Source organism: Vibrio sp. Vb0598 (genome assembly GCF_033338935.1).
Taxonomy (GTDB): Bacteria; Pseudomonadota; Gammaproteobacteria; order Enterobacterales; family Vibrionaceae; genus Vibrio; species Vibrio alginolyticus.
The window spans coordinates 119,680-141,619 of the sequence record NZ_JAWOTP010000012.1; the positions used below are offsets into that span (position 1 = coordinate 119,680).

Annotated in this window: 20 protein-coding genes; 9 read left to right on the plus strand and 11 right to left on the minus strand. The window is 43.8% G+C overall.

Annotated features, from left to right (window positions below):
- Positions 1-6: 6 nt before the first annotated feature.
- Positions 7-1,965, minus strand: coding sequence for a diguanylate cyclase domain-containing protein (locus tag R7Q38_RS13915; RefSeq protein WP_239938819.1), 1,959 nt, complete (start codon positions 1,963-1,965; stop codon positions 7-9).
- Positions 1,966-2,284: 319 nt separating this feature from the next.
- Between R7Q38_RS13915 and R7Q38_RS13920 the strand changes: the two genes are divergently transcribed.
- Genes R7Q38_RS13920 through R7Q38_RS13930 form a run of 3 tightly spaced genes read left to right on the plus strand, consistent with a single transcriptional unit; the run spans position 2,285 to position 4,655 of the window.
- Positions 2,285-3,040: a 5-oxoprolinase subunit PxpA gene (locus tag R7Q38_RS13920; protein WP_005376312.1), complete on the plus strand. Its 756-nt coding sequence runs from the start codon at positions 2,285-2,287 to the stop codon at positions 3,038-3,040.
- Complete coding sequence (locus R7Q38_RS13925; RefSeq protein WP_239938821.1) at positions 3,040-3,723, plus strand: 5-oxoprolinase subunit B family protein; 684 nt, start codon at positions 3,040-3,042, stop codon at positions 3,721-3,723. Before R7Q38_RS13920 ends, R7Q38_RS13925 begins: the two co-directional genes overlap by 1 nt.
- Entirely contained in the window at positions 3,720-4,655 is a 936-nt protein-coding gene (locus tag R7Q38_RS13930; protein ID WP_170893224.1) for a biotin-dependent carboxyltransferase family protein, read from the plus strand. Before R7Q38_RS13925 ends, R7Q38_RS13930 begins: the two co-directional genes overlap by 4 nt.
- A 28-nt stretch (positions 4,656-4,683) precedes the next feature.
- Here R7Q38_RS13930 and R7Q38_RS13935 read toward each other — a convergent pair whose 3' ends face one another.
- The 3 genes from R7Q38_RS13935 to R7Q38_RS13945 all read right to left on the minus strand — a co-directional run bounded on the left by R7Q38_RS13935 (position 4,684) and on the right by R7Q38_RS13945 (position 9,624).
- Complete coding sequence (locus tag R7Q38_RS13935) at positions 4,684-6,123, minus strand: FAD-dependent oxidoreductase (RefSeq protein ID WP_138940264.1); 1,440 nt, start codon at positions 6,121-6,123, stop codon at positions 4,684-4,686.
- 352 nt (positions 6,124-6,475) lie between these two features.
- Entirely contained in the window at positions 6,476-8,932 is a 2,457-nt protein-coding gene (locus R7Q38_RS13940) for an ABC transporter permease (protein ID WP_239938823.1), read from the minus strand.
- Positions 8,932-9,624: an ABC transporter ATP-binding protein gene (locus R7Q38_RS13945; RefSeq protein WP_005376323.1), complete on the minus strand. Its 693-nt coding sequence runs from the start codon at positions 9,622-9,624 to the stop codon at positions 8,932-8,934. The genes R7Q38_RS13940 and R7Q38_RS13945 overlap by 1 nt, the downstream gene beginning before the upstream one ends.
- On the opposite strand from R7Q38_RS13945, the gene tesA reads away from it, so the two are divergent.
- The 4 genes from tesA to R7Q38_RS13965 all read left to right on the plus strand — a co-directional run bounded on the left by tesA (position 9,623) and on the right by R7Q38_RS13965 (position 15,325).
- Positions 9,623-10,225, plus strand: a complete 603-nt coding sequence (gene tesA, locus R7Q38_RS13950) for a multifunctional acyl-CoA thioesterase I/protease I/lysophospholipase L1 (protein ID WP_005376324.1) — start codon at positions 9,623-9,625, stop codon at positions 10,223-10,225. The two genes, R7Q38_RS13945 and tesA, sit on opposite strands and share 2 nt — an antisense overlap.
- Positions 10,226-10,307: 82 nt before the next feature.
- Positions 10,308-11,507: an enoyl-ACP reductase FabV gene (gene fabV / locus R7Q38_RS13955; RefSeq protein WP_137282643.1), complete on the plus strand. Its 1,200-nt coding sequence runs from the start codon at positions 10,308-10,310 to the stop codon at positions 11,505-11,507.
- A gap of 180 nt (positions 11,508-11,687) precedes the next feature.
- The gene (locus tag R7Q38_RS13960; RefSeq protein WP_137282644.1) at positions 11,688-13,598 is read left to right on the plus strand and encodes an EAL domain-containing protein; all 1,911 of its coding nucleotides are present in this window, start codon (positions 11,688-11,690) and stop codon (positions 13,596-13,598) included.
- A gap of 71 nt (positions 13,599-13,669) precedes the next feature.
- A complete protein-coding gene (locus R7Q38_RS13965) occupies positions 13,670-15,325 on the plus strand; it encodes an ABC-ATPase domain-containing protein (protein ID WP_239938825.1) in 1,656 nt (551 codons plus the stop codon).
- A gap of 79 nt (positions 15,326-15,404) precedes the next feature.
- On the opposite strand, the gene R7Q38_RS13970 is transcribed toward R7Q38_RS13965, so the two are convergent.
- Both R7Q38_RS13970 and R7Q38_RS13975 read right to left on the minus strand, forming a co-directional pair.
- Complete coding sequence (locus tag R7Q38_RS13970; protein ID WP_213907675.1) at positions 15,405-16,025, minus strand: DNA-J related domain-containing protein; 621 nt, start codon at positions 16,023-16,025, stop codon at positions 15,405-15,407.
- Positions 16,026-16,153: 128 nt separating this feature from the next.
- Complete coding sequence (locus tag R7Q38_RS13975; RefSeq protein ID WP_005386285.1) at positions 16,154-16,993, minus strand: isopenicillin N synthase family dioxygenase; 840 nt, start codon at positions 16,991-16,993, stop codon at positions 16,154-16,156.
- 242 nt (positions 16,994-17,235) lie between these two features.
- Between R7Q38_RS13975 and R7Q38_RS13980 the strand changes: the two genes are divergently transcribed.
- Positions 17,236-17,832, plus strand: coding sequence for a DUF2238 domain-containing protein (locus R7Q38_RS13980; protein ID WP_005376330.1), 597 nt, complete (start codon positions 17,236-17,238; stop codon positions 17,830-17,832).
- Here the strand turns inward: R7Q38_RS13980 and cutA are convergent.
- From cutA to R7Q38_RS14005, 5 genes are all read right to left on the minus strand, one after another.
- Positions 17,794-18,126: a divalent-cation tolerance protein CutA gene (gene cutA, locus R7Q38_RS13985; protein ID WP_017634166.1), complete on the minus strand. Its 333-nt coding sequence runs from the start codon at positions 18,124-18,126 to the stop codon at positions 17,794-17,796. The genes R7Q38_RS13980 and cutA overlap by 39 nt on opposite strands.
- A 14-nt stretch (positions 18,127-18,140) precedes the next feature.
- On the minus strand, positions 18,141-18,392 hold the full coding sequence (locus R7Q38_RS13990) for a hypothetical protein (RefSeq protein WP_005376334.1): 252 nt from the start codon (positions 18,390-18,392) through the stop codon (positions 18,141-18,143).
- Positions 18,376-20,085, minus strand: coding sequence for an SgrR family transcriptional regulator (locus tag R7Q38_RS13995; RefSeq protein WP_005386283.1), 1,710 nt, complete (start codon positions 20,083-20,085; stop codon positions 18,376-18,378). The genes R7Q38_RS13990 and R7Q38_RS13995 overlap by 17 nt, the downstream gene beginning before the upstream one ends.
- Before the next feature lie 79 nt (positions 20,086-20,164).
- Positions 20,165-20,398 carry a DUF3389 domain-containing protein gene (locus tag R7Q38_RS14000; RefSeq protein WP_005386281.1) on the minus strand — a complete coding sequence of 78 codons (234 nt, stop codon included), beginning with the start codon at positions 20,396-20,398 and terminating at the stop codon, positions 20,165-20,167.
- A gap of 6 nt (positions 20,399-20,404) precedes the next feature.
- Positions 20,405-20,839 carry a hotdog fold thioesterase gene (locus tag R7Q38_RS14005; RefSeq protein ID WP_213960958.1) on the minus strand — a complete coding sequence of 145 codons (435 nt, stop codon included), beginning with the start codon at positions 20,837-20,839 and terminating at the stop codon, positions 20,405-20,407.
- Between the two features lie 201 nt (positions 20,840-21,040).
- On the opposite strand from R7Q38_RS14005, the gene R7Q38_RS14010 reads away from it, so the two are divergent.
- A complete protein-coding gene (locus tag R7Q38_RS14010) occupies positions 21,041-21,829 on the plus strand; it encodes a M48 family metallopeptidase (RefSeq protein WP_017634168.1) in 789 nt (262 codons plus the stop codon).
- Positions 21,830-21,940: the final 111 nt, after the last annotated feature.

The following is a 21,940-nucleotide window of genomic DNA, read 5'->3' on the forward strand; positions in this document are numbered from 1 at the left end:
TACGATTTAAACTGTCTCTTGTAATTCGCATCCCATTAATATTGCTTGGCCTTTCCCGGCTTTCTTTGCTTGATACATTGCCGTATCCGCACTTTTTAAAACTCGAGTAGCATCGCGCTCATTTACGCCGACTAATTTTACGCCGATACTAACGCCAACTTTGAGTAAGTGACCTTTGTACTCAATTGGAGCACATATGCTCTCGAGCAACTGTTCTGCTATTCGGGTGACCACTTTTTGATTGGCGGGATTTACCAACATGACAAATTCATCACCAGAAAGTCTTGCGATTAAATCACTATGTCTCGTCGCAGATGTTAGACGCTCGGAAACTTTTTTCAAAACTTCATCACCTGCATCATGACCGTAGGTATCGTTAACTTCTTTAAATCCATCCAGATCGAGGTACAAAACTGCAAATTCGTCACGCAAGTATCCAGAGCGTTGTACTAGTTGTTCCAACTCTAAATGGAACTTAGATCGATTGGCTAACCCCGTTAAAGCATCGTGATGAGCTAAATGCTCCAATCGTTCCATCTCTTTTGCGCCGGAAAGGTCGGTAAGAACAATAACCAGATCATAGAAACCATAGTCTTCACACTTAACGATACGATTGACTCGAGCAAACATCGGTACAAACTGACCAATATGGTTCTTCTCGATAACTTCACCTTGCCAAACGCCATAATTTTCTATCGACTCGATGATACTAGGCATCATTTCCTGTAACTTGCGCCACTTTAGCGTTTGGATGAATGACTTCCCAATAAGCTGATCCACCTCTAAGCCGACTAACTTAGTGACGGCAGGGTTTGCCATCGTAATGACACCGCGATGATTAAGAACAATGAGACCATCTTGGCTGCTTTCAAAAACACGTCCCGCAACACGTTGCCGGTTTATGGCTTCTTCAATTTCGGTGATATCTTGAATCGAAAACAGTAAGTATTCATGTGTCGAGAGGCGACGACTGGTTAGGCTCAACTGCTGTTCGTTATCTGCATTTTTGAGGTGAATATCATCGCACTCTAGGCCTCGACTCAGGATCTGACTCAGCTCATTCGGTGTTTTGGTTTTAATTAGATCACGAATATTGGCATATTTAAGTTCATCTAATTTTTTTTGAAATATTTGCTGGGTCGCCGTATTACAATGAATAACACGTCCGGAATTGTCTGTAATAACTAATGCATGCTGAACAGATTCGATAACCTCTTCTGAAAATGCGCGCTTTTGTTCTAGTGTGTCTAGTGAATGTTGCCGCTGCTTCTCACGTACTGTTAACCTGTTCATCATTTGATTGAAAGATCTCGCGAGCTCTCCAATTTCATCGTTGGCGTAATAGCGTGCTTGATGTTCCGTGTTTCGTCCGTGTGTCACATTCTCTATTACGCGGTTGAGTTCCATCACGGGCTTGAGAACAAGCCTCTCGATACTTATGTAAAAAACTGTGCCACCAGCGATCAGAAACAGAAGAAGTAAAGCGCCATCTTGAAGTAAAGATTGCATGGCTTCTACGATTGGACGATGAGAAAGCGTGACTCTAATGCTACCAATGACATAGCCATCATGGATAATCGGCTCTAGAACATAAAGAAATTTGGTTGATAAGGCATAGCCTAGAGCGTGCAACCTACTTCTTTCGGTTTGACTGGGAACGGGTGCTAGTGCCCCACTTATCTCCATAACAGCGAATGGTTGGTCATCTTGGTCATAAAGTTTGACCCGCGTTACATTTGGCTGGTTTAAAAAGTTGGCGAGAATAGTTTGAGCTTTTTGCTTGTCCTTTGTCGTCAGCGCATCTTTAATTGAGAAAGAAACGTTGTTAATCAACTTTCTTGTCTGCTCGACCAGTTCATGCTTAGACGATTGGTATACAGTATACGAGGTGTAACCTTTTGAGATAACAAAGATAGCCGTTAAAAAGACCAGAAGAGGCCAAATAAGCTTCGCTCGTAATGACATATATATTCCTGTCGCAGACAACCACAAAAATGACAGAAGAACCATTATGCAATCTATCACCCATGAAGGGCGACAAGATTAACACGATGCTAATGCAAAATAACCTTAAATTCTCAAAAATTGGATGGAAAAGAAACGAAATACCTTAAAATTCGGATCAACTCAAATAACGGCAACATCTTTATGGACTAACGTGATCTTTTTCGTCAGCTATCTGCTCAAAAAGCTTCGTTTTCATGATAGAAGAATGAAGTGAGTCACTGAACCTAGATGCATTTTCCTGCATCGTAAACCCATTGCTTGTGTAGAAATAAAACGTATGGCATTGAATAAACAGCAACTTACATTGAACTGTGATATGGGCGAGAGCTTTGGCTCTTGGAATATGGGCGCAGATGAAGACGTGATGCCCCATGTTGATATGGCGAACATCGCGTGTGGTTTTCATGCCTCCGACCCTAATGTCATGCACGACACCATCACCCTAGCGAATGACAACGATGTTGATATTGGCGCACACCCAGGTTACGCCGACCTACAAGGCTTTGGCAGACGAAGCATAAGCATGACGGGTGATGAAATTACGAACATGGTTATATATCAGGTTGGTGCTTTACAAGCATTATGCCGGGCGCAATACACAGACATCAGTTACATAAAGCCTCATGGCGCTCTATACAACGACATGATGAAAAGTGATGCGATATTTAGAGCGGTAGTAAAGGCGGCAGCACTGTTCAAAGTACCGTTAATGATCCTAGCTTCACAGGAAAACGAAAAATACTTAGAAATCGCAGACGATTATGATGTTCCCTTGCTATTTGAAGCATTTGCAGATCGTTTGTACCAAGATGACGGCTTACTGACTCCTAGAACACAGCCCAATGCCGTGTTAAAAAGCGAGCACGCGATACTTGAGCAAGTCCGGACCTTAGCTGACTCTGGGCGTGTCAAAACCGCTTCAGGCGGTTACATATTATTGGAAGCCGACACAATTTGTGTTCATGGTGACAATGAAGAGTCGATCGCGCTGATCCAAAAGATCCGCCAGAGCCTATACGCTGGAGGAAATTAATGCATAAAGAGAAATTTAATATCTCTTTGATCTCCGAGTGCAGTATTTTCATTAAGTTTGATGAGAGTATTTCTGAAAATGCAGTCGGAGAGCTTGCTCGCAGCATAAGAGAAACTTTCGCTTCAATTGTTATGAACGTTGTCCCCTCCTATCAAACTATTCTCATTGATTACTTACCTTTTCGAATCAACGAAAAAAACTTAGTCAATGAGCTGCAACAAATCGTGAGCCAGTTTGATACTCAATCACTTAAGCTTTCCCAGCCGAATCACATTACTATCCCTGTATATTACTCTGAAGAAACCGCGTTAGATCTATCTCGTTTTCAAAAGCGAGGTCTGTCATTAGACGATCTTATTACCCTGCATACGAAAACCGAGTACGCGGTTTCTGCAATTGGCTTTGCTCCAGGCTTTGCATTTCTCTCTGACGTTGATACTCAATTGCACATGGCAAGGCTTGCCACACCAAGAACTCAAGTGCCGGCCGGAAGTGTAGGAATCGCAGACTCTAAAACGGCCGTCTATCCATCAGATAGTCCTGGCGGATGGAACATTATTGGTAAAAGCCCGCTTGCGCTCTTCTCCGACTCTCCTCCTTTTATACCGTTTGAAGTGGGTGACAAGGTCATCTTTAATGCTATTTCAAAACAAGAGTTTATCGATTTAGGAGGCGTACTATGAGTTACGGTGGATTACTGGTGGAAAAGCCAGGACCGCTCTCTTTAGTTCAAGACTTTGGTCGTTTTGGCTTAGCGCATGTCGGTGTGACTCAAGGTGGGCCGGTCGACGACTATGCTTACAGCTGGGCCAACCATTTGCTTGGTAACGTAGTCAATTGCGTTGCGATTGAAATTACTTTGGGTAACGCTTGTTTTATTGCCTTGCATAACTGCCACCTTGCTATATGTGGCGGTGATTTAAATGCAAAAATAGATGGTGAACCTATTTCAAATTGGTCTGACTTTACGTTGAAAAAAGGACAGAAGCTTCAGTTCGGAGTCGCAAGGAATGGACTTCGCTCCTACCTAGCGGTTAAAGGTGGATTCAATGTTGCTCAGCACTTAGGAAGCGCATCGACCGTCTCGCGAGAATCTCTAGGTGGTTATGATTCAAATGGTGGCGCTTTGAAAGCTGGCGATATTCTTCCCTTTGTCCCTCATAACTTACCGAAACGTAAACCAAGGCAAATGACGTTTCGTTTTAAGCCAGATTACAACTTACCTATTAAGTTGAGAGTGATTGAAGGCTATCAGAACGAGGACTTTGATGAAGAGGCTCGCCAAGCATTTTATAACAAAGCATTCATCATCTCCCCCAATTCGAATCGCATGGGCTACCGTCTTGAGGGCAATAACATTCGTCCACCTTACGAAGGCGTCCTATCAGAGGGAATTGCATTAGGTTCAATTCAAGTACCTAGCGATGGTAACCCTATTGTGCTGCTCAACGATCACCAGACTATTGGCGGGTATCCTAAATTTGGCTGCGTAGCTCGTATTGACTTACCTAGACTGGCACAGGCGAAACCCGGACAAAAAGTCAATTTTGTGAAAGGAGATAGACTAGGCTTGCAAGAAGTATGGTGCCAATGGGCTCAGTTTTTTGGGTATTAATACAACCACTGAGCCCAAACACAGCCGATTATGCAGGCATACCATAACGCACTGCTAAAGCTTGTGGATAGCCTCGCTCTTGAGTGAGTTTAATCGCGTACTGCTCGACCTCTTGTTCAGACCACTTTACAGCGACCGGATGCTGTGTTTCCACATTTTGGTTAGGATCGATGTCAAACCAGAATTGAAGCATTTTTTGCGCTGCGAGTAGTGTCGATGACGCTTTTACCACCTCTATTCTCGCGTAGTGGTTATCTTCAAAAGTCACATCTGCCGCTCTGAGTACTGGATCTGTGCCGGGAATTTGCTGAGCGCCAAATAATGCTTTTCCTCCTTTTACAGCAGAGTGATAGTCGGGAATGAACTGTGCCATGTGTTTGATGGCGTTGTTCGTTCGCTCTTCTAACACTTCTTCTCTCCAGCCGTTACGGATCTTCGAGAGTAAAGGCATAGGCAGTTCAGGTTGAGCAGATGAGTTCGTGCTCTCCACTAAACCATCTTCAAACAGCGTGATTCCTTTTGTCATACCATGAAGTTGAAAGTAACCATCGCCATAAGGCGTCAATTGAGCCATTCCTTTATCGGTTCCACGCGGGCCATGAAAAATAACTTCTGGCCATTGTTGTTGACAGTCTGCCCACCTCGTAACGTAAGCGGCTTTAAACTCCACCAACCTGTCTCGCTTGGCACCAACTGTGTTGTCAATTGAGCCTGTTTCAAAGCCACACGCGTTAACCAAGTAGTCGCATGTCATAAGGTAATCGATACCTTCACGTTCATAGCCAAGTTGCCAGTGTTCCCCCATCCAATCGGCTTGCTTGAACGTTGCTTGTGTGAAGACCGAAGCATTAGGAAGCGTATCTAGTGTTAAGTTGGCAATTGCAGCGAGGCGAAAAACACTCCAACCATATTCTTGAACTGCGACAACAGGATACTTTAGCGCTTCAAGATCAGCATGTTGAGCAAAAGGAATACACCACTCATCGAAGTTTGTAGGATGACTTGGTTGAGTACGTTGCGCGAGAGCTTCTAGCTCCGCTTTTGAATACAGTTTGTAGTATTCGCTTGGTTCGCCGAGCACTTTATTACTCTGATCTTTATCAACGAGCGTCTGATAAGCACTTTTCACAACCTCTAATCGCGGAATTAGTGTGGATGGGTCTCCACCATCGGAATGAGGAACCGCGATGATTGTCGGACGAATATTCAGTGAGAGCGGATACAGGCGAACAGTATCAATAGATTGTGCTAACAAGTCTAAGCATTGTTGCTCGGAAATCTCTCGATATAAATTACCACCAGCATGCAAATGACAAATGGGTGGACCATTTACTAGTGATACGCCCTTCTCTATTACGGAAACTTTAAAACCCAGCTCCGCAAAATGAATTGCTGCTGTTGCACCTGCTACACCGCCACCAACAACAGCGATATGCTTATCTTTATAACTTGGAAACTCAGACTTCATTGCTTCACTAAAAATTTTATAAGGAAAATTCTTTACTAACGGTGGATTCTACTCGTGTTTGGACTTGATTAAAATCACAAAAAGTTCATGGGTTTGCGAAATATCCAACAGCGCCTGTAAAGTGCATTAAAGTAGAAAAAATTTGCGAAAAAGTACTTGACTACATGGTTAAGAAGACACTTTTTTGTGTCTATGTGAATAAGAATTTCACTGTAAGACCCATGGCGCAAAGCCTGCAGAAACACCCCACTTTTTACCCCATTTAGTTATCCCAAAAGTTATCCACTGTTTTTGTGGATAACTAAAATAAAAGTGTCATGGAGTGTTCCAAACTTGATAACACTCGCTGCGATTAAGTGTTTACTGGCGTTAACAATCTTTTCAACAAACTCATCACTACAAGTGCCAACGTAACAAATGTTGCAAGCGGTAAAGCTATCCACAATTCGGGGTGAATTTGTGCATTGAGATCGAATCCATATGTCATGACTGCGGCCACACAAACTTCCGCAGCGAATACCGCAACACCACTAGCAATCAACGCCATAATTCCGTACTCGGCCCACAGGGTTGTGTTGATCCGTTTCTTACTTGAACCTAATGTGCGATACAAACGAATCTCTTGTTGACGTTGGGACAAGCTTAACCTCAGTAAAGTAAAGATGAGCAGCAGACCAGCAATAACGCCCAAAAGAGCAAGGATGGTGATTGCTGATACGATTTGCTGAATCAAAGCCTGAATTTTCTCGCCCATAGTTCGGATATCTAAAACAGAGACCGTTGGGTGAGCACGTGACATTGACGTCAACAACGCTTCATTTCCTTCTTCAATCCTATAACTGATGAGGTAAGAACCAGGTAAATTAGCCATCACGTCAGATGAGAAAATAAAATAAAAGTTAGGCTTCATGTCACGCCATTCGACATAACGGATGGTATCTACTACTGCATCGTAATTCTGGCTGTTTATTACAAAGCGCAGCGTATCACCGAGTTTTATGCCTAAGTCATTTGCTACATCCGCTTCTACAGATACACTCCCTTTGTTTGTCCATTCACCCGAAAGCACATCATTATATTCTGGTAGGGTATCTCCCCATGTCAGGTTTAGCTCTCGACGTATCGCGTCAGAACCTTCTCCTTCGTAATCAATCTCTTTGACGTTTTGACCGTTAATCTCTGTTAGTCGTCCACGAATTATTGGATAAGCTTGTGACCGCGTAACTCCATTTTTATCTAGGGTTTCTAGGTAGTTATCGAGCTCATAATCACCAATGTTCAAAGCGAACACATTTGGCGCGTCTGCAGGTAAGGTTCTCTCCCAATCCGCGAGAATATCGCTGCGCACAAGCCAAATGATAGACAGCAACATCAAAGATAATGCCAAAGCACCAAACTGTAGACCGCTGGTTACTGGCGTCCGGTTGATACGACTCAACGCAAGCTTCATTGCAGGATGGGTTGAAACACGTGCAAACAGTTTTGTGAGTATGACGCTAACTGCTGCGAGTACCACAAACAGTACCGCTATACCAGTGAGCACGATCCAAACTAAGGTGTTGTCTGCATACAGTAAAAGCAATGGAACAACGGGAACTAGAACAAGTAACATTCGCTTCCAAGAACGTTGCGCTTTGCCCTGCTGTAGCACTTCTAAAGCGGGAGTTTTAATCAAGCCTAACAATGGTATACCGAGAGCGGGCACCGTAATCAAGACTGCTGAGATAAATGCCACCAAAAATGGTGTGACGCCGTAACTAGGGAGTGGATCGGGTAATAAGTCTTTGAGTGGAATGCGTAATAAATACTCCAGCCCGCTCCCTAGCAGTAGGCCGACGACACTGGCACTAATGAGAAGGATTGTGACTTGAATAAATAACCACTTTTCAATCCATCGGCGGCTCGCACCAAGACTTTTCAACATCGCAATAGTTTGTGTCCGGCTGTTCACGTAATTTTGACAAGTAAGAACCAATGTTGTCGCCGCCATAATGATGACAATTGCTACGGTCAAAGACAGATACTGCGTCGTACGTTCAAAAACCTCATTACTACGACTGGCAGTATCTTGCGTGCGCCAGCGATCGCTCGGAGAAAGCCGCGTATCATCTTGTAAGCTCTTTAGTGTTTTATCATCGGCTTGTAAAAACAGACGGTATTGAACTCGGCTCCCAACTTGAATTGCTCCTGTTTTATCTACGTCACTTTGATGAATGTATGCAGAAGGCATTTGCTGAAATGGATTAAAGCTCAAGCCAGGTTCCATCAATACTGCGCCTGATACAGTAAACTCGGCATCGCCTATCGTGACACTGTCACCTGACTTTACGCTTAGTTGAGTCATAATCCGTTCATCAAGCCAGAGTTGGTTCTCTTTAACGCGACCGGCTGGATTATTTTCAAGAACGAGCTCTCCCATTAAAGGGTAATTATCATCCACCGCCCTTACAGAAATAAGCTGCATACCATTATCGCTAAATGCCATAGTGGCAAAGCGTGTCATCGTCGAACGGTCAAGACTTTCAGTCGAGGCTAACAACGTGTCCGGAATGGGATTAGCAGACACAAACACCGCATCTGCCGTTAATGCGTCCTTCCCCTGCTTGACGATCACCTGCTCCATTCGTTCTGCTAATGCAGAAAGCGCAAAGATACTCGCAATCACGAGAATAAGAGCAACGCTAATAGGCCAAAGATTCCCCTGCCTTATTTCGCCGAAACTCCAGCGTATCAAACTTTTATTCGACGAGTGCTGTGTTGTACTGTTTTGCTCTGTGGATGTTGCTTCACTTGATGATACTGCAGACATTATATCTCCTCCTTAAGCTCACCCGCCTCCATACGATAGATACGGTCACATCGGCTTGCTAGATGACCATCGTGTGTTACTAAAATCAGAGTTGTCCCGTGCTGTTCATTAAGATCGAATAGCAGCTCAATCACTTTGTCTGCGGTTTGATGGTCAAGATTGCCGGTAGGCTCGTCTGCGAACAACAGCTCAGGCTGTGTCATAAATGCACGCGCTAGCGCAACTCGCTGTTGTTCACCACCAGATAACTGGCTTGGTAAATGGTCGACACGTTTTTCCAATCCAACAGCAGCTAATAATTCCGCTGCTCTTGCTTCATCTTCGGCTTCACCACGTAAAAGACAAGGAAGCGTGACATTACGTAATGCACTCAAACTCGGGATTAACAGGAAACTTTGGAAAACGAAACCTAAAGAGTCAGCCCGGATTTTCGCACGAGCTTCATCGTCCAGTTTTGATAATTCATGACCTAATAAAGTAATTTCGCCTGATGTCGGCGTATCAAGACCAGCTAGCAACGTCATCAATGTTGACTTACCTGCACCGGAAGTTCCGACGATGGCGATTTTTTCTCCTTTTCGGATGTCAACATTTACGTCTTTGAGGATTGTTAATTGTTCTTGATTAGTAGAGACTTGTTTAGAAACCAAATTGGCTTGAACAATAGGTGCATTAAGTACAGGTGTTTGCATGATTCGTATACTTTCCTTAGTTCTATTTTTTTGTTTTTCCGCTACTGCACATGCGAGCGAAAAGCTACTTGTCTTGGGTGATAGCTTGAGTGCAGGCTATCAGATGCCGATCGAAGAGAGTTGGCCTAGCTTACTCCCTGATGCGTTGTCAGAACATGGTCAAGATGTAACAGTTATTAATGCTAGCATTTCTGGCGATACCACTGGCAATGGCTTAGCACGGTTACCTCAGTTGCTAACTCAGCATAGCCCTGACATGGTACTTATTGAGTTAGGTGCCAACGATGGCCTAAGAGGTTTCCCTCCTAAACTTATTACGTCAAATCTTTCAAAAATGATTACCATGATAAAAGATTCTGGTGCGGACGTTGTCATGATGCAAATTCGGGTTCCGCCTAATTATGGTAAGCGCTATAGCGATATGTTTTACGATATCTACCCTAAGCTTGCACAGCATCAACAAGTTGCCTTGATGCCATTCTTCTTAGAGCATGTTGTCACCAAACCAGAATGGATGATGGATGATGGCCTTCACCCAAAACCAGATGCACAACCTTGGATCGCTGATTTCGTTGCTCAAGAATTAATTAAACATCTCTAATTTTAATGGTCTAGCTCAATAAGTTTTACGTAACTTTACGTTAATCTATTTTCAATTCCACTCATCGAGGATAGATAACAACATGCGAATAGAACCGTTAATTCAAGGTGTTGTTGCTCGCTCTGCGCACCCCAAAGGGTGTCATGCATCTATTAAAGAGCAAATTGAATACGTAAAGCACGCCCCACAGATCAAAAAAGGCCCAAAACGGGTTTTGATTATTGGTGCCTCCTCTGGTTTCGGCCTAGCGGCACGAATAGCCCTAACGTTCGGTGGCGCTAACGCCGATACCATTGGCGTCTCATTTGAGCGTGGCCCTTCAGAGAAAGGGGTTGGGAGTGCGGGTTGGTATAACAACGTCTTTTTTAAGCAAGAAGCAAATCAAGCCGGGCGTACCGCAATAAATATTGTTGGCGATGCATTCTCTGGTTCGGTGCGCAATCAAGTGATTGAAGCCATTGAAACGTACTTTGAGGGTGAAGTTGACTTAGTCATCTATAGCTTGGCAACCGGTGTTCGACCTAAACCTGAATCTGATGAGTTTTGGCGCAGTGTCATTAAACCTATTGGTGAACCTGTCACTGGCGCTTCTATCATGCTGGAGAACGATAAGTGGATAGAAACCACCTTAACGCCTGCAACAGAAGAGGAAGCCAATGCCACCATTAAAGTAATGGGCGGCGAAGACTGGGAAAGCTGGATTGACACACTCATCAATAACGACTCTATCGCAAACGGCTGCAAAACCATCGCCTTTTCTTACATGGGCCCTGACATTACGCACCCAATTTATCTCGATGGTACGTTAGGTCGAGCGAAAATCGATTTACACCAAACCAGTCATTCATTAAACCTCAAACTCGCCAACTTTGACGGCGGTGCTTACGCAACCGTGTGTAAGGCGTTGGTGACGAAAGCCAGTGTATTCATCCCTGCTCTAAGCCCTTACCTGTTAGCGCTTTATCGAGTGATGAAGGAAAAAGGTACTCACGAACGCTGTATTGAACAAATGCAGCGGCTGTTTACTACGAAGTTATACGATCAAGAGAAAGTGCCAGTTGACGGTGAACGCTTGATTCGAATAGATGACTTGGAACTTGAACCGCAAGTTCAACAAGAAGTCCACGCTCTTTTAGAACAAATGAATGCTGATAACTTTAAAGAGATTGGTGATTACCAAGGTTTTAAAGATGAGTTTATGAAGCTCAATGGCTTTAACTTTGAGGATGTCGACTATTCGCAAGACATTTCTATTGAATCGTTAATGTCGCTTAAGCCTTGATGCTTGTTATCTGTTTCAAGGATGAGATATGTGACAACTATTCCTAGTCCTGAACACTTTTCAGGACTTTTTTTTGTTTCGAGCCCTAGCCACCCTATACTTAATTAAAAAGCGAGAACAAAATAGAGCAGTCTGCATTTTTAATTCACAGGAAGTGAAACCACGTAAAGGATGACCTATATGGGGAGATTGCAAACATTAGACTACGAAATCCCTGAGTCTATGCGAAGAAGTTGGCAGGAAATCGTCAACTTACTGGCTCAAATAACGCACGTACCCACCACATTAATTATGCGTATCCATCCAGATCGCATAGAAGTAAATACATCCAGCGAAACTATAGGTAATCCTTATCGTACTGGCGATACTGAGTTGCTTGGCAACGGTTTGTATTGTGAGCATGTCATAAAACACAAAAGTGAACTTATTGTCCCAAACGCGCTTGAAGATGAAGAGTGGCAAAATAACCCTGATATCAAACTAGGTATGATCTCTTATTGCGGCTTACCGCTATTCTGGCCAAATGGAGAGACGTTTGGAACTATTTGCATGCTTGATTCTAAGGAGAATGAATACTGCGACACTTACCGGCAATTGCTTGGGACTTTTAAAGATTCAATCGAAGCGCAGCTTTCCATCGTGCATCAGCAACACAAACTTCAGCGTCTTAACAACGAACTCAAAAATAGAGTTGAGAATCGCACTACAGATTTGGCGCAGTTAAGTTATTCCCTAACGCAAGAGATTGATCGTCGCAGAGCCGCTGAAAAGCAGGTGAGCTACCAAAAAACACACGATCAAGGAACTGGATTCCTAAACCGAGCAGCACTCGAAAATATAGTCAGTGACACACTCAGAACGTTAGATCACAGTCAGCAATCATTAATCGTAATAAACATTGGTTTTAGCAATGCACGCAGTATCCAAACCCGTTATGGCTTTGAAGCTTTCGACGAAATATTGAAAGAGTTTCGGTATCGTCTTGGTAAGCGGGAGTCCAGACATTTTGTTACGGGGAGGCCTAGCTCCAATGATCTCGTATTGCTCGTTTGGGGCACAGACATCGATATAAAATTGCATCAGCTACTGAATGATATTACCGATATTGGTATGGGAAGTTTTTATGTAAAAGACACAGAGGTTCACCTAAACTCTTACATTGGTGTTGTACAAGCTCACCGAACCAGCAATGCTAAACAACTACTCCAGAACGCATGTTATGCCATGCTTTTGTGTAAAGAATCTGGCGAAGCGTATAGTTATTTCTGTGAAAGCCATTCAAATGAACTCAACAACCACAATCAACTGGAAAGCTACTTATTGCAAGCGGTAAGAAACGACGACCTAATGCTCTACTTTCAGCCCAAAGTACACCCTCAAACCCACAAATGGATTGGCGCAGAAGCATTACTACGCTGGAGGCATCCAATACTAGGCGACGTATCCAACGAAGCCTTAATACATATGGCTGAACAAAACGGGCTTATCTTTGAAGTTGGCTCTTTTGTTCTTCGAACCGCGATAGACAAAGCAAAACAATGGTCTGAGTTAATTGATAACTTCAAAATGGCCGTCAACGTTTCTCCCATTCAATTACAAAACGTAAATTTTGCGGAACAAGTGCAACACTTACTCGAGTCTTTTCACTTGCCAGCGCACTTTCTCGAGCTCGAGGTGACCGAGAGCGCTTTAATTGCCGATGAGGTCGTAGCACGCACTACATTAAATAAACTGCACAAACTAGGCGTGACACTGTCACTTGACGATTTTGGTACAGGATATGCCTCGTTCAGCTATTTAAAGAAATATCCATTTGATGCCATCAAAATTGATAAAAGCTTCGTCCAGCAAATGGAAAAGTCGGACGATGACCGCGCGATAATTTGTTCTATCATACACATTGCGAAAAAACTGGAACTCCAAGTCGTGATCGAAGGCATTGAATCTCCCCAACAAGAACAGTTTCTCATTGGTGAGGGCTGTGATATCGGACAAGGTTTTCTTTATGGTAAACCTATGCCTTGTAATGAATTTGAGCAAAGTTTGTTTAATCAGCGCCTTTCTGGCGGGCAATACGCCTACTCTTCCTAAGCATTCTCTTTACTATGAGGGCGGTGGTTTCTATAATCGCCGCCCGCTTCTATTAAAAGGCTAATATCTTCATGGATCAGTTGACTGCCACGCTTAAGAAAATTGAAAAGCAGAACTACCGAGCTTATCAGCAAATCAAAGGTCAATACGACTTCACTGATTTCACTTTGTTTATCGATCATGTACAGGGTGACCCTTATGCATCGGCGTCACGTTTTCGTGCGACTCGCTCATGGTCTTTGACTGGTCTTGAGTGGCTAAGAGACGAGTCTCCTGCATTTCAAAGAGCTGCACGTGATTTTATTGCGCGTAGTTTTGAGCAGTTTGCTAAACAAGAAAACTCAGTATCAATTTCACTGACAGGCCAAACAGTACTGGATAGCACCGCGGTGTTGTTTACTGAAGAAGGTATTGAACTGCGTTTTCGAGTTAACTTACCAGCCGAAGGTCGTTCAGTATTGGGGAAAAAAGCCAACAACATACTGACTTTCCACCTGCCTAAGTTTATCCGTCGAGCAACTTTAGAGCGTGAACTCGACAAAGCCGCTTTAATTAAGCACTGCCAAGTTGTTGAAGACCAAGATGCCCTGCGAGAACAGTTGGAGGCCAATAACTTAGTCGCGTTTGTCGCAAACGGCAGTATTCTTCCTCGAATTGCAGGTAATTGCGACCTTCCTATGAAAGAAGCCGTTGAGTTTAAAGCCCCTGAATCTCTACAAGTCACTTTACATGCGCCAAACAAGGGCCATGTCACAGGATTAGGAATTCCAAAAGGTATCACACTGATCGTAGGTGGCGGCTTCCACGGTAAATCTACCTTATTAAATGCAATAGAGCGTTCAATTTACGATCATATTCCAGGAGATGGTCGCGAATACATTGTTGCCGATAACAAGGCTATGAAGATTCGTGCCGAAGATGGCCGATGCGTACACCACTTGAACCTCTCGAACTACATCAACCATTTACCGATGGGTAAAGATACGGCGGACTTTTCTACTCAAGACGCATCAGGCTCAACGTCGCAAGCCGCTTGGCTTCAAGAGTCTATTGAAGCGGGTGCAAGCACATTATTGATTGATGAAGATACTTCTGCTACCAACTTCATGATTAGAGATGAGCGTATGCAGGCATTGGTGGCAAAAGGTGATGAGCCAATTACTCCTCTCGTCGACCGCATTGGTCAAGTACGAGATGATCTTGATATCTCTACCATTATCGTTATGGGTGGGTCGGGCGACTACTTAGACGTTGCCGATACCGTCATTCAAATGCACGACTACCAAGCCGTTGATGTAACTGAAAAAGCGAAAGAAGTTATCGCTCAGCACCCTACTCAACGCCATAACGAGTCAGAAGAACGTTTACAGACCTTCCCACCTCGAGCACTGAACCGCGTTGCGTTGATGAATATTCTCACTGACGGCAAGTTCCGTGTGAATGCGAAAGGCAAAGAGTCACTTCGATTTGGTAAAGAGTTTACTGATCTCAGCGCTTTGGAACAGATAGAGTCAGCCGATGAAGTCAACACAATTGGCTGGTTATGGTTCCAAATTGCTCAACTTCCAGGTTGGTGTAATCATCCGGCGAAGGAGATTGAAGAAATGCTGTCTGGTGAGTGGCATGCCGTTCTTCCTAAGCAAGGCGACTTAGCCAAACCACGCACACTAGACGTTATGGCTGCCCTCAACCGCATGCGAAAATCTCAGTTTAAGTCATCATGCTAGTTTTGATACGCTGACAGAGACAGTTCAATCAAAAGGCAGCTATAGTTAGCTGCCTTCCTTTATCTTTATTCTTAGCGAATCATTCGTTTCTCAGTACATTCCACGCTTCACAAAGAACTCTAAATCTTTCTGCATCGCCATTTTCTCGATCAGGATGCCAACGAAGCGCGAGTTTTCGCCATTGTTTTCTAATTTCCGCAGGCGTAGCGTCAGTGTTAAGTTCAAATAGTGACAGTGCCTTTGTCTTATCTACGCTGGCTACTGACGAACCACCTATGAACTTTTGATAAGTTGTCCAAAATTCATTCAACAATCGACGCACTTCATCTTCGTCCGCTTCGTAATTGCGCCAATCTAAGTAATAATCACGCAAAGGATCATGAATATCGATCTTATGCCTCAAAGCTTCCATCGAAGACATGAGCTGAATATCCATGGCTTCGACTTGAAGCCAGCTATCCGGATACAGAGTGTCTTGCAGTTGATATAATGCATTCATGATCAGGAAATTTCTTTTGAATAAATCCTTATCGGGAGAGTCGTCCAGCTTTGAAATATAACCTTGTTCACCCAACCAGCTTGCCAAGGTGTGCACTTTCCAATTAGAGGGCTGTTTTCTCAGAATTTCTAGCATTGGCCAAAGCAGCGGATTTTCTATTGCATGAGGCTCAATACTACTGACAGTACGTTGTCCTTCCATTCATCCTCTCTGACACGAGTTTAGGGCCCCATTCACGGCACAAAAAACATAGTTTCCACTTTGTAGCATAAATGCAAAAAGGCCGATAGTCATTCACCATCGGCCTTTGTAAGGAGATCACGTAAAGGTTAAATAACCCCTAGCTCACGTAAACGTTCCATAAGGTAGCTATGTGCAGTATAGCGCTCAGATAACACCACTTCCGGCTTTGGATGCAGGAACAACGGTAATGAGATACGTGACTTTTCTTGACGGCCACCCGTAGGGTTGATTACACGGTGAGTCGTTGAAGGGAAATAACCACCTGACGCTTCTTGAAGCATATCACCAATGTTGATGATTAAGTTCCCGAAGTCACATGGTACATCGATCCAATCACCCTCTTTACTCTTTACTTGCAGTCCAGGTTCATTAGCAGCAGGCAAAACCGTTAACAGGTTAATGTCTTCATGCGCAGCAGCACGAATAGCGCCTGGCTCTTCTTCGCCTGTCATCGGTGGGTAGTGAAGCACGCGTAGTAATGTTTTGTCACTGTTATTGATCATTTCTGACAACGCGATAGAGAACTTCTCTTGAACGTCCTTAGGTGCGTACGCTTCAACCCAGCCTAATAGCTCTTGAGCAAATGCATTGGCACGCTCGTAGTACTCTAAGATTTCAGCTTTAAGCTGCTCTGGGATCTGACCCCAAGGGTAAACATGAAAGTACTCTTTGATGTCTTTCACTTTGTGCCCTTTTGCCACTTCAGACACAGAAGGTGGGAAGTAGCCATCTTGGGTGTCTACGTTAAAGTGAAAATCATTCTTTTGTTCTGAACAGAAAAACTCATGCCAGTTTTTGTAAATTGACTCTACAAGCTCTTGTGGAATCGGGTGGTTTTTCAACACACCGAACCCCGTTTCGCGTAAAGAGGTAACGAACTGTTGAGCAGCATCGTCAGCAAGATAATCGACAGTTTCCAGTTTCATGGCTTTACTTCTTTTTTATTAGACTGAATCATGGATTCTATGGATGGGCATGTTGTAAATCAAACTTTAATGAAAAGTGCACGCGCAAACGTTTTAATGTTGAGCAGTTTGCCAATAAATCAACATTTTCAGTGATCAAAAAACCCATTAAAATATCAATTGCACACCGTTCAATTAAGTGTAATCATTAACACAATCTATGGAGTCCCACTGTAAGATAAATTGAAGGATCAAATAACTCTATGAAAAGCACCTCGACACTCTTAGGATTAACGATTTTTTATGCCATCGTGTTTTTATTTTCTGCGTTGGAACCTAACTCACGTGCAGTTTGGTTTGCGGAGATTATCCCGGCGATTGGTATTCTTGTTGCTATTTGGGCGATTTCGATTCGCTATCAGTTCAGTAATACGGCTTACTTTTTAATGTTCATCTGGCTCTGTTTGCACACTATCGGTGCGAAATATACGTTCTCCGAAGTGCCGTTTGACTGGTTTAACGACATGATTGGTTCAGAGCGAAATAATTTTGATCGCGTTGCGCACTTTTCAATTGGCCTTTACGCATATCCGATCGCTGAATACTTGATAAACAAAAAACGGTTCAACAAAGCGTTCTCTTGCTGGTTTGCTTTGTTTGCTATCATGTCACTTGCTGCTGGCTATGAGATTATCGAATGGTGGTATGCGGAGTTGGCTGGTGGCGATGAGGGAATTGCCTTTCTGGGCTCGCAAGGTGACATATGGGACGCCCAGAAAGATATGTTGTGCGATACCGTTGGTGCAGTGTTGTCGTTATTCTTAATGTCGGCTCAACGTCGATTCTCTCAACCATTCTAAATAAGGGTTAAACCCATCAACAATTGGAACCTGTACGATTTGAGCGACCTCGTATTCGTGCAGGTTTTCTATTTTCTCTTCCACCAATTCATAAAGTTCTCGACGAGTTTTGATGACTAGCAACCATTCGTTGTCAGTACAAACCTCCCCTTTCCAAACGTAGTGGCTTTCAATAGGCATTGTTTGAATACACGCGGCTAATTGGGCATCTAGCAAACCTTTAATGATCTGATCTCGATTTTTTTCATTACTGGTTGTACTTAAAACCATGCAATAGTCATGTTTCATACTCATTTTCTAGCCCTTTATTATTTCATCGTCACTTTGCCGCCAATCATTTTGTAAGCGGGGGTTCCTCTTACTAGGGTATCTCTTGCAAACTCTTGTCCGCAAGCGGGGCAAATACATGGGGTTTGTGTGAAATCGTCAACAATGCGCTCTTTGAAGCATTTAACCAGTGCTCCTTTCCCGCCTTTACGGTACTTAAATAGTTGAGTTTTACATTTAGAGCAAAAGATATCGACGGTTTTCGTCGGTTGTTTTTTATTCGGTTTCGCCATGGTTACTTTCTATATCCGGTTTGACCCATACATTATTAAAATCAAACCAACCTAAGGCATTACACTTTGCATTTTGTAACGCACCGCTGTGGTCTTTATTCACGCCTAGCCAGCAGTGAAACATAGGAATCACCTGACAGCTTTTTACTAATTGTCGTCCTAGCTCACGCGCAGGAAAGTCTGTGTGCATGCCGGCACGCCATTGATCGACAAGTTTAGCCCATTCACTAAAATCGTAACCTGAACTGAACTTCTCAATATCACTGTAATCCAGGAGCCAGCCCGCCAACGCGTCATTTCGGTTCGTTGCAATGCCCATAGCTTTCACCCAGATATCCACTTCCTCCGGTGCGGGCGGTTGAGAATCATAACGAATAAACTCAACCTCTATACCGTGCGGTTTTAAGAGTGTCTTGATGGCCTTGGCAACTACTGGAAACATCGGATGCTTTTTCTGATACGCTACGGAAATTACCTTATTAGCCTGTGGTACGCTGCCCGCTTCCGCTGGCCTGAGATCAATCCAACCGGGCTTAAGGCCAAAGGCTTGCAATACTCCCAGTTCCATCACTTTATCTTGTGGAACATGCGCGTAAATCTGGTGACTGTTGAGGGTTTGCGAGAGGAACTCTGCCCAACGTGGATCTTTTGCAATCCCGGTGTTTTTGTTTAGTAATAGGAATGTACATCCAGGGTCCAGCTCTACTTCATCGGATGAACCTTGTTTATCCATCTTCGGCTTTGACAGGCTTGGATAAACCATTGAAGAATAGGCTTCATCGATTACCCACACCTCCACCTGGTCAAGTAAAGGGCGAAAACCAAAGTAGCCATCAAAAGCAGTCAAAATAAGACGCTTATCATCATTCATTTTAACTTGGAACGGCCCTGTCCCTATCGGTTGTCTATCGAAGCTTTCAGAACGCAAAGCACTCGGTAGCAAAATTTTTGCTTGCGACTCACTCAGAGCCAGAGGAAGGTAGCGATCAGGACGGACGAGCTCAATATCAACGGTCCACTCTTGTGGTGAAGACACCCGCTTTATGTGAGAAAACAAGTTCAAGCCATTTAACGCAAGCACACTCTCAAGAACACAACTGGTTGTTAACGGTTCACCATTATGAAAGCGTACTCCACGACGAAGATAAAAACGCCAATGTGTATCAGAAATTGCTTCCCACGTGTGGGCTAAATCTGGTTGAAGTTGTTCATTTTCATCAAGGCGAGTGAGTCCGCTAAAAATTTGTCTGGCGATGTGCTGTTCAGAACGCCGCATCGGTTTCTGCGGGTTTAACATCGACAATGGTCGATAATAAGGCAAACGCACGACCTGCTCGCCCTGTCGATGCTGAAGCCCTAAATAACCTTGGATAACCTGCGTCAATCGTGCCGCATCGTTATCAAGCGCATCTAGAGCCTGACCGATTTTCCCTTCATCGAGATAACGCCTGGCGAGGTTTTCGCTGACGTCGCTTCGATTACGTTTAAAAACGAGTTTCGAAAGTTTTCCTCGACCCGCTGCCGGATGCCACTCAATCCAGCCCTCTTCTTCAAGTTTATTTAGAACAATACGAGCATTACGACGTGTACAAAACAACGCTTCGGTGATGTCTTCGAGCTGAACGTCCGTATCGTGACCGGAAAATTTTTCAAACAGTGTTTCGAACTGAACACGTAAACGAGGGCTACTCATAAAGAGGAAATTCTTATCTTGTTGTCGATAAGCTAAGTTTCCTCATTTTTTCCAAAAAGTGCAAACATCACACTATAAATTATTGAATATCGATACCAATTTCTCGCGAAAGTTCAGCCAGTTGTACCTCGTTGTCCAGCTTGATAGACCATTTGCACTCTGCTCCATGAGATAAAACAACGTTCGCTCCTCTACCCAGCAACTGAATTGCATCGGTTTGCGCTTGCAAGGTTACCATTGCACTGCCGGAGAGCTTAATCACTATTTCACGCTGGGTTGCAATGATTTTTCCTAATGAAAACTCAATCACCATCTTAGTTTATACCGACTTTGTTTTGTGTTGTTTCACAGCGATGGTCAAGCGACTGGTACACACTAAACGGCCTCGCTCATCAGTGATATCGATTTGCCACACTTGCGTTGAAATACCCAGATGAAGCGGTTTTGCCGTACCAATCACATGACCACTTCGCACGGCTCGCACATGGTTCGCGTTAATATCTAAACCGACGCAGTAGCTGCCCTCATCGACAGAGAAGTTTGCAGCCAATGAGCCTAATGTTTCTGCGAGCACGACTGATGCACCACCGTGAAGCATTCCTAAAGGTTGATGAGTAAAGCTGCATACGGGCATGGTTGCTGTAAGGGAGTCGTCAGTGAAATCTGTATATTTAATTTGTAGGTGCTCGATCAGGGTATTTTTTGACGTGGCATTCAGAATCTCTATGCTTACGGGCTTTTTCCATATACTCATTGTTTTACTCTTAGTTTCACAAACTGGTTTGTTAGGTTGTAACGATGTGCTAGGAAGCTAGCATAGACGCTACTTGGGCATAACTTCAAGACGTAACATCTCACCTTCTTTATTAATCAGATGAATAACTTGATCCATGCATCATGTTACTATTTGGGTATATACTATTGCTTCAAAACAAAAAATTAAATGGAGCCTGTTATGAAGGTATGGATGAAAGCCTCTGCTCTTTTAACTATCGCGGGTTTAACAGCGTGTAGCGCATCACCGACGGGTCGCAACCAGATCCTGATGTTTTCAGATCAGGAAATGTCATCGCTTGGCGCTAAATCTTTCGAACAAATGAAGAAAGATATCCCAATCAGCAAAGATCGCAAAACGAATGCCTACGTTCAATGCGTTGCCAAACACATCACTGACACCATTCCCGCTCAATCTGGATTTAAAGACTGGGAAGTCGTTGTTTTTGATAGTGAACAAGTCAATGCGTTTGCTCTACCAGGTGGGAAGATCGGCGTGTATACCGGGCTTTTAGATGTCGCGAAAAACCAAGATCAGTTGGCAACAGTCATTGGTCACGAAGTCGCTCACGTCCTCGCTGACCACAGTAATGAACGTCTCTCACAAAGTCAGTTAGCAAATGCCGGGTTGTCTCTAGCAAACGTTGCCATTGGCGCTTCCGAGTACAAACAGTATCAACAAATGACGATGGCGGCACTTGGTGTCGGTGTTCAATACGGTGTTATCTTGCCATACGGTCGTACTCAGGAATCCGAGGCTGATATTGTCGGGCTGGAATTCATGGCAAAAGCAGGTTTCGACCCACGTCAAAGTGTCGATTTATGGAAAAATATGAGTGCTGCATCAGGTGGTTCTCAACCACCTGAATTCTTCTCAACCCACCCATCGCACAGTACGCGCATTAAAGATTTACAAGCAACCATAAATAAGCTGCCTGCGTATAACGCGAAAGCACCAAGATGTGGCTAATTCATTGCTACTATCGTCTACTACTTAAGCTTGCCAAGTAAATTACCACCTTCTAAAGAAGGTGGCTTTGTGTGAGCCCCCTAAAAGGGGGCCTTTGTTTAGTCCAGCGCC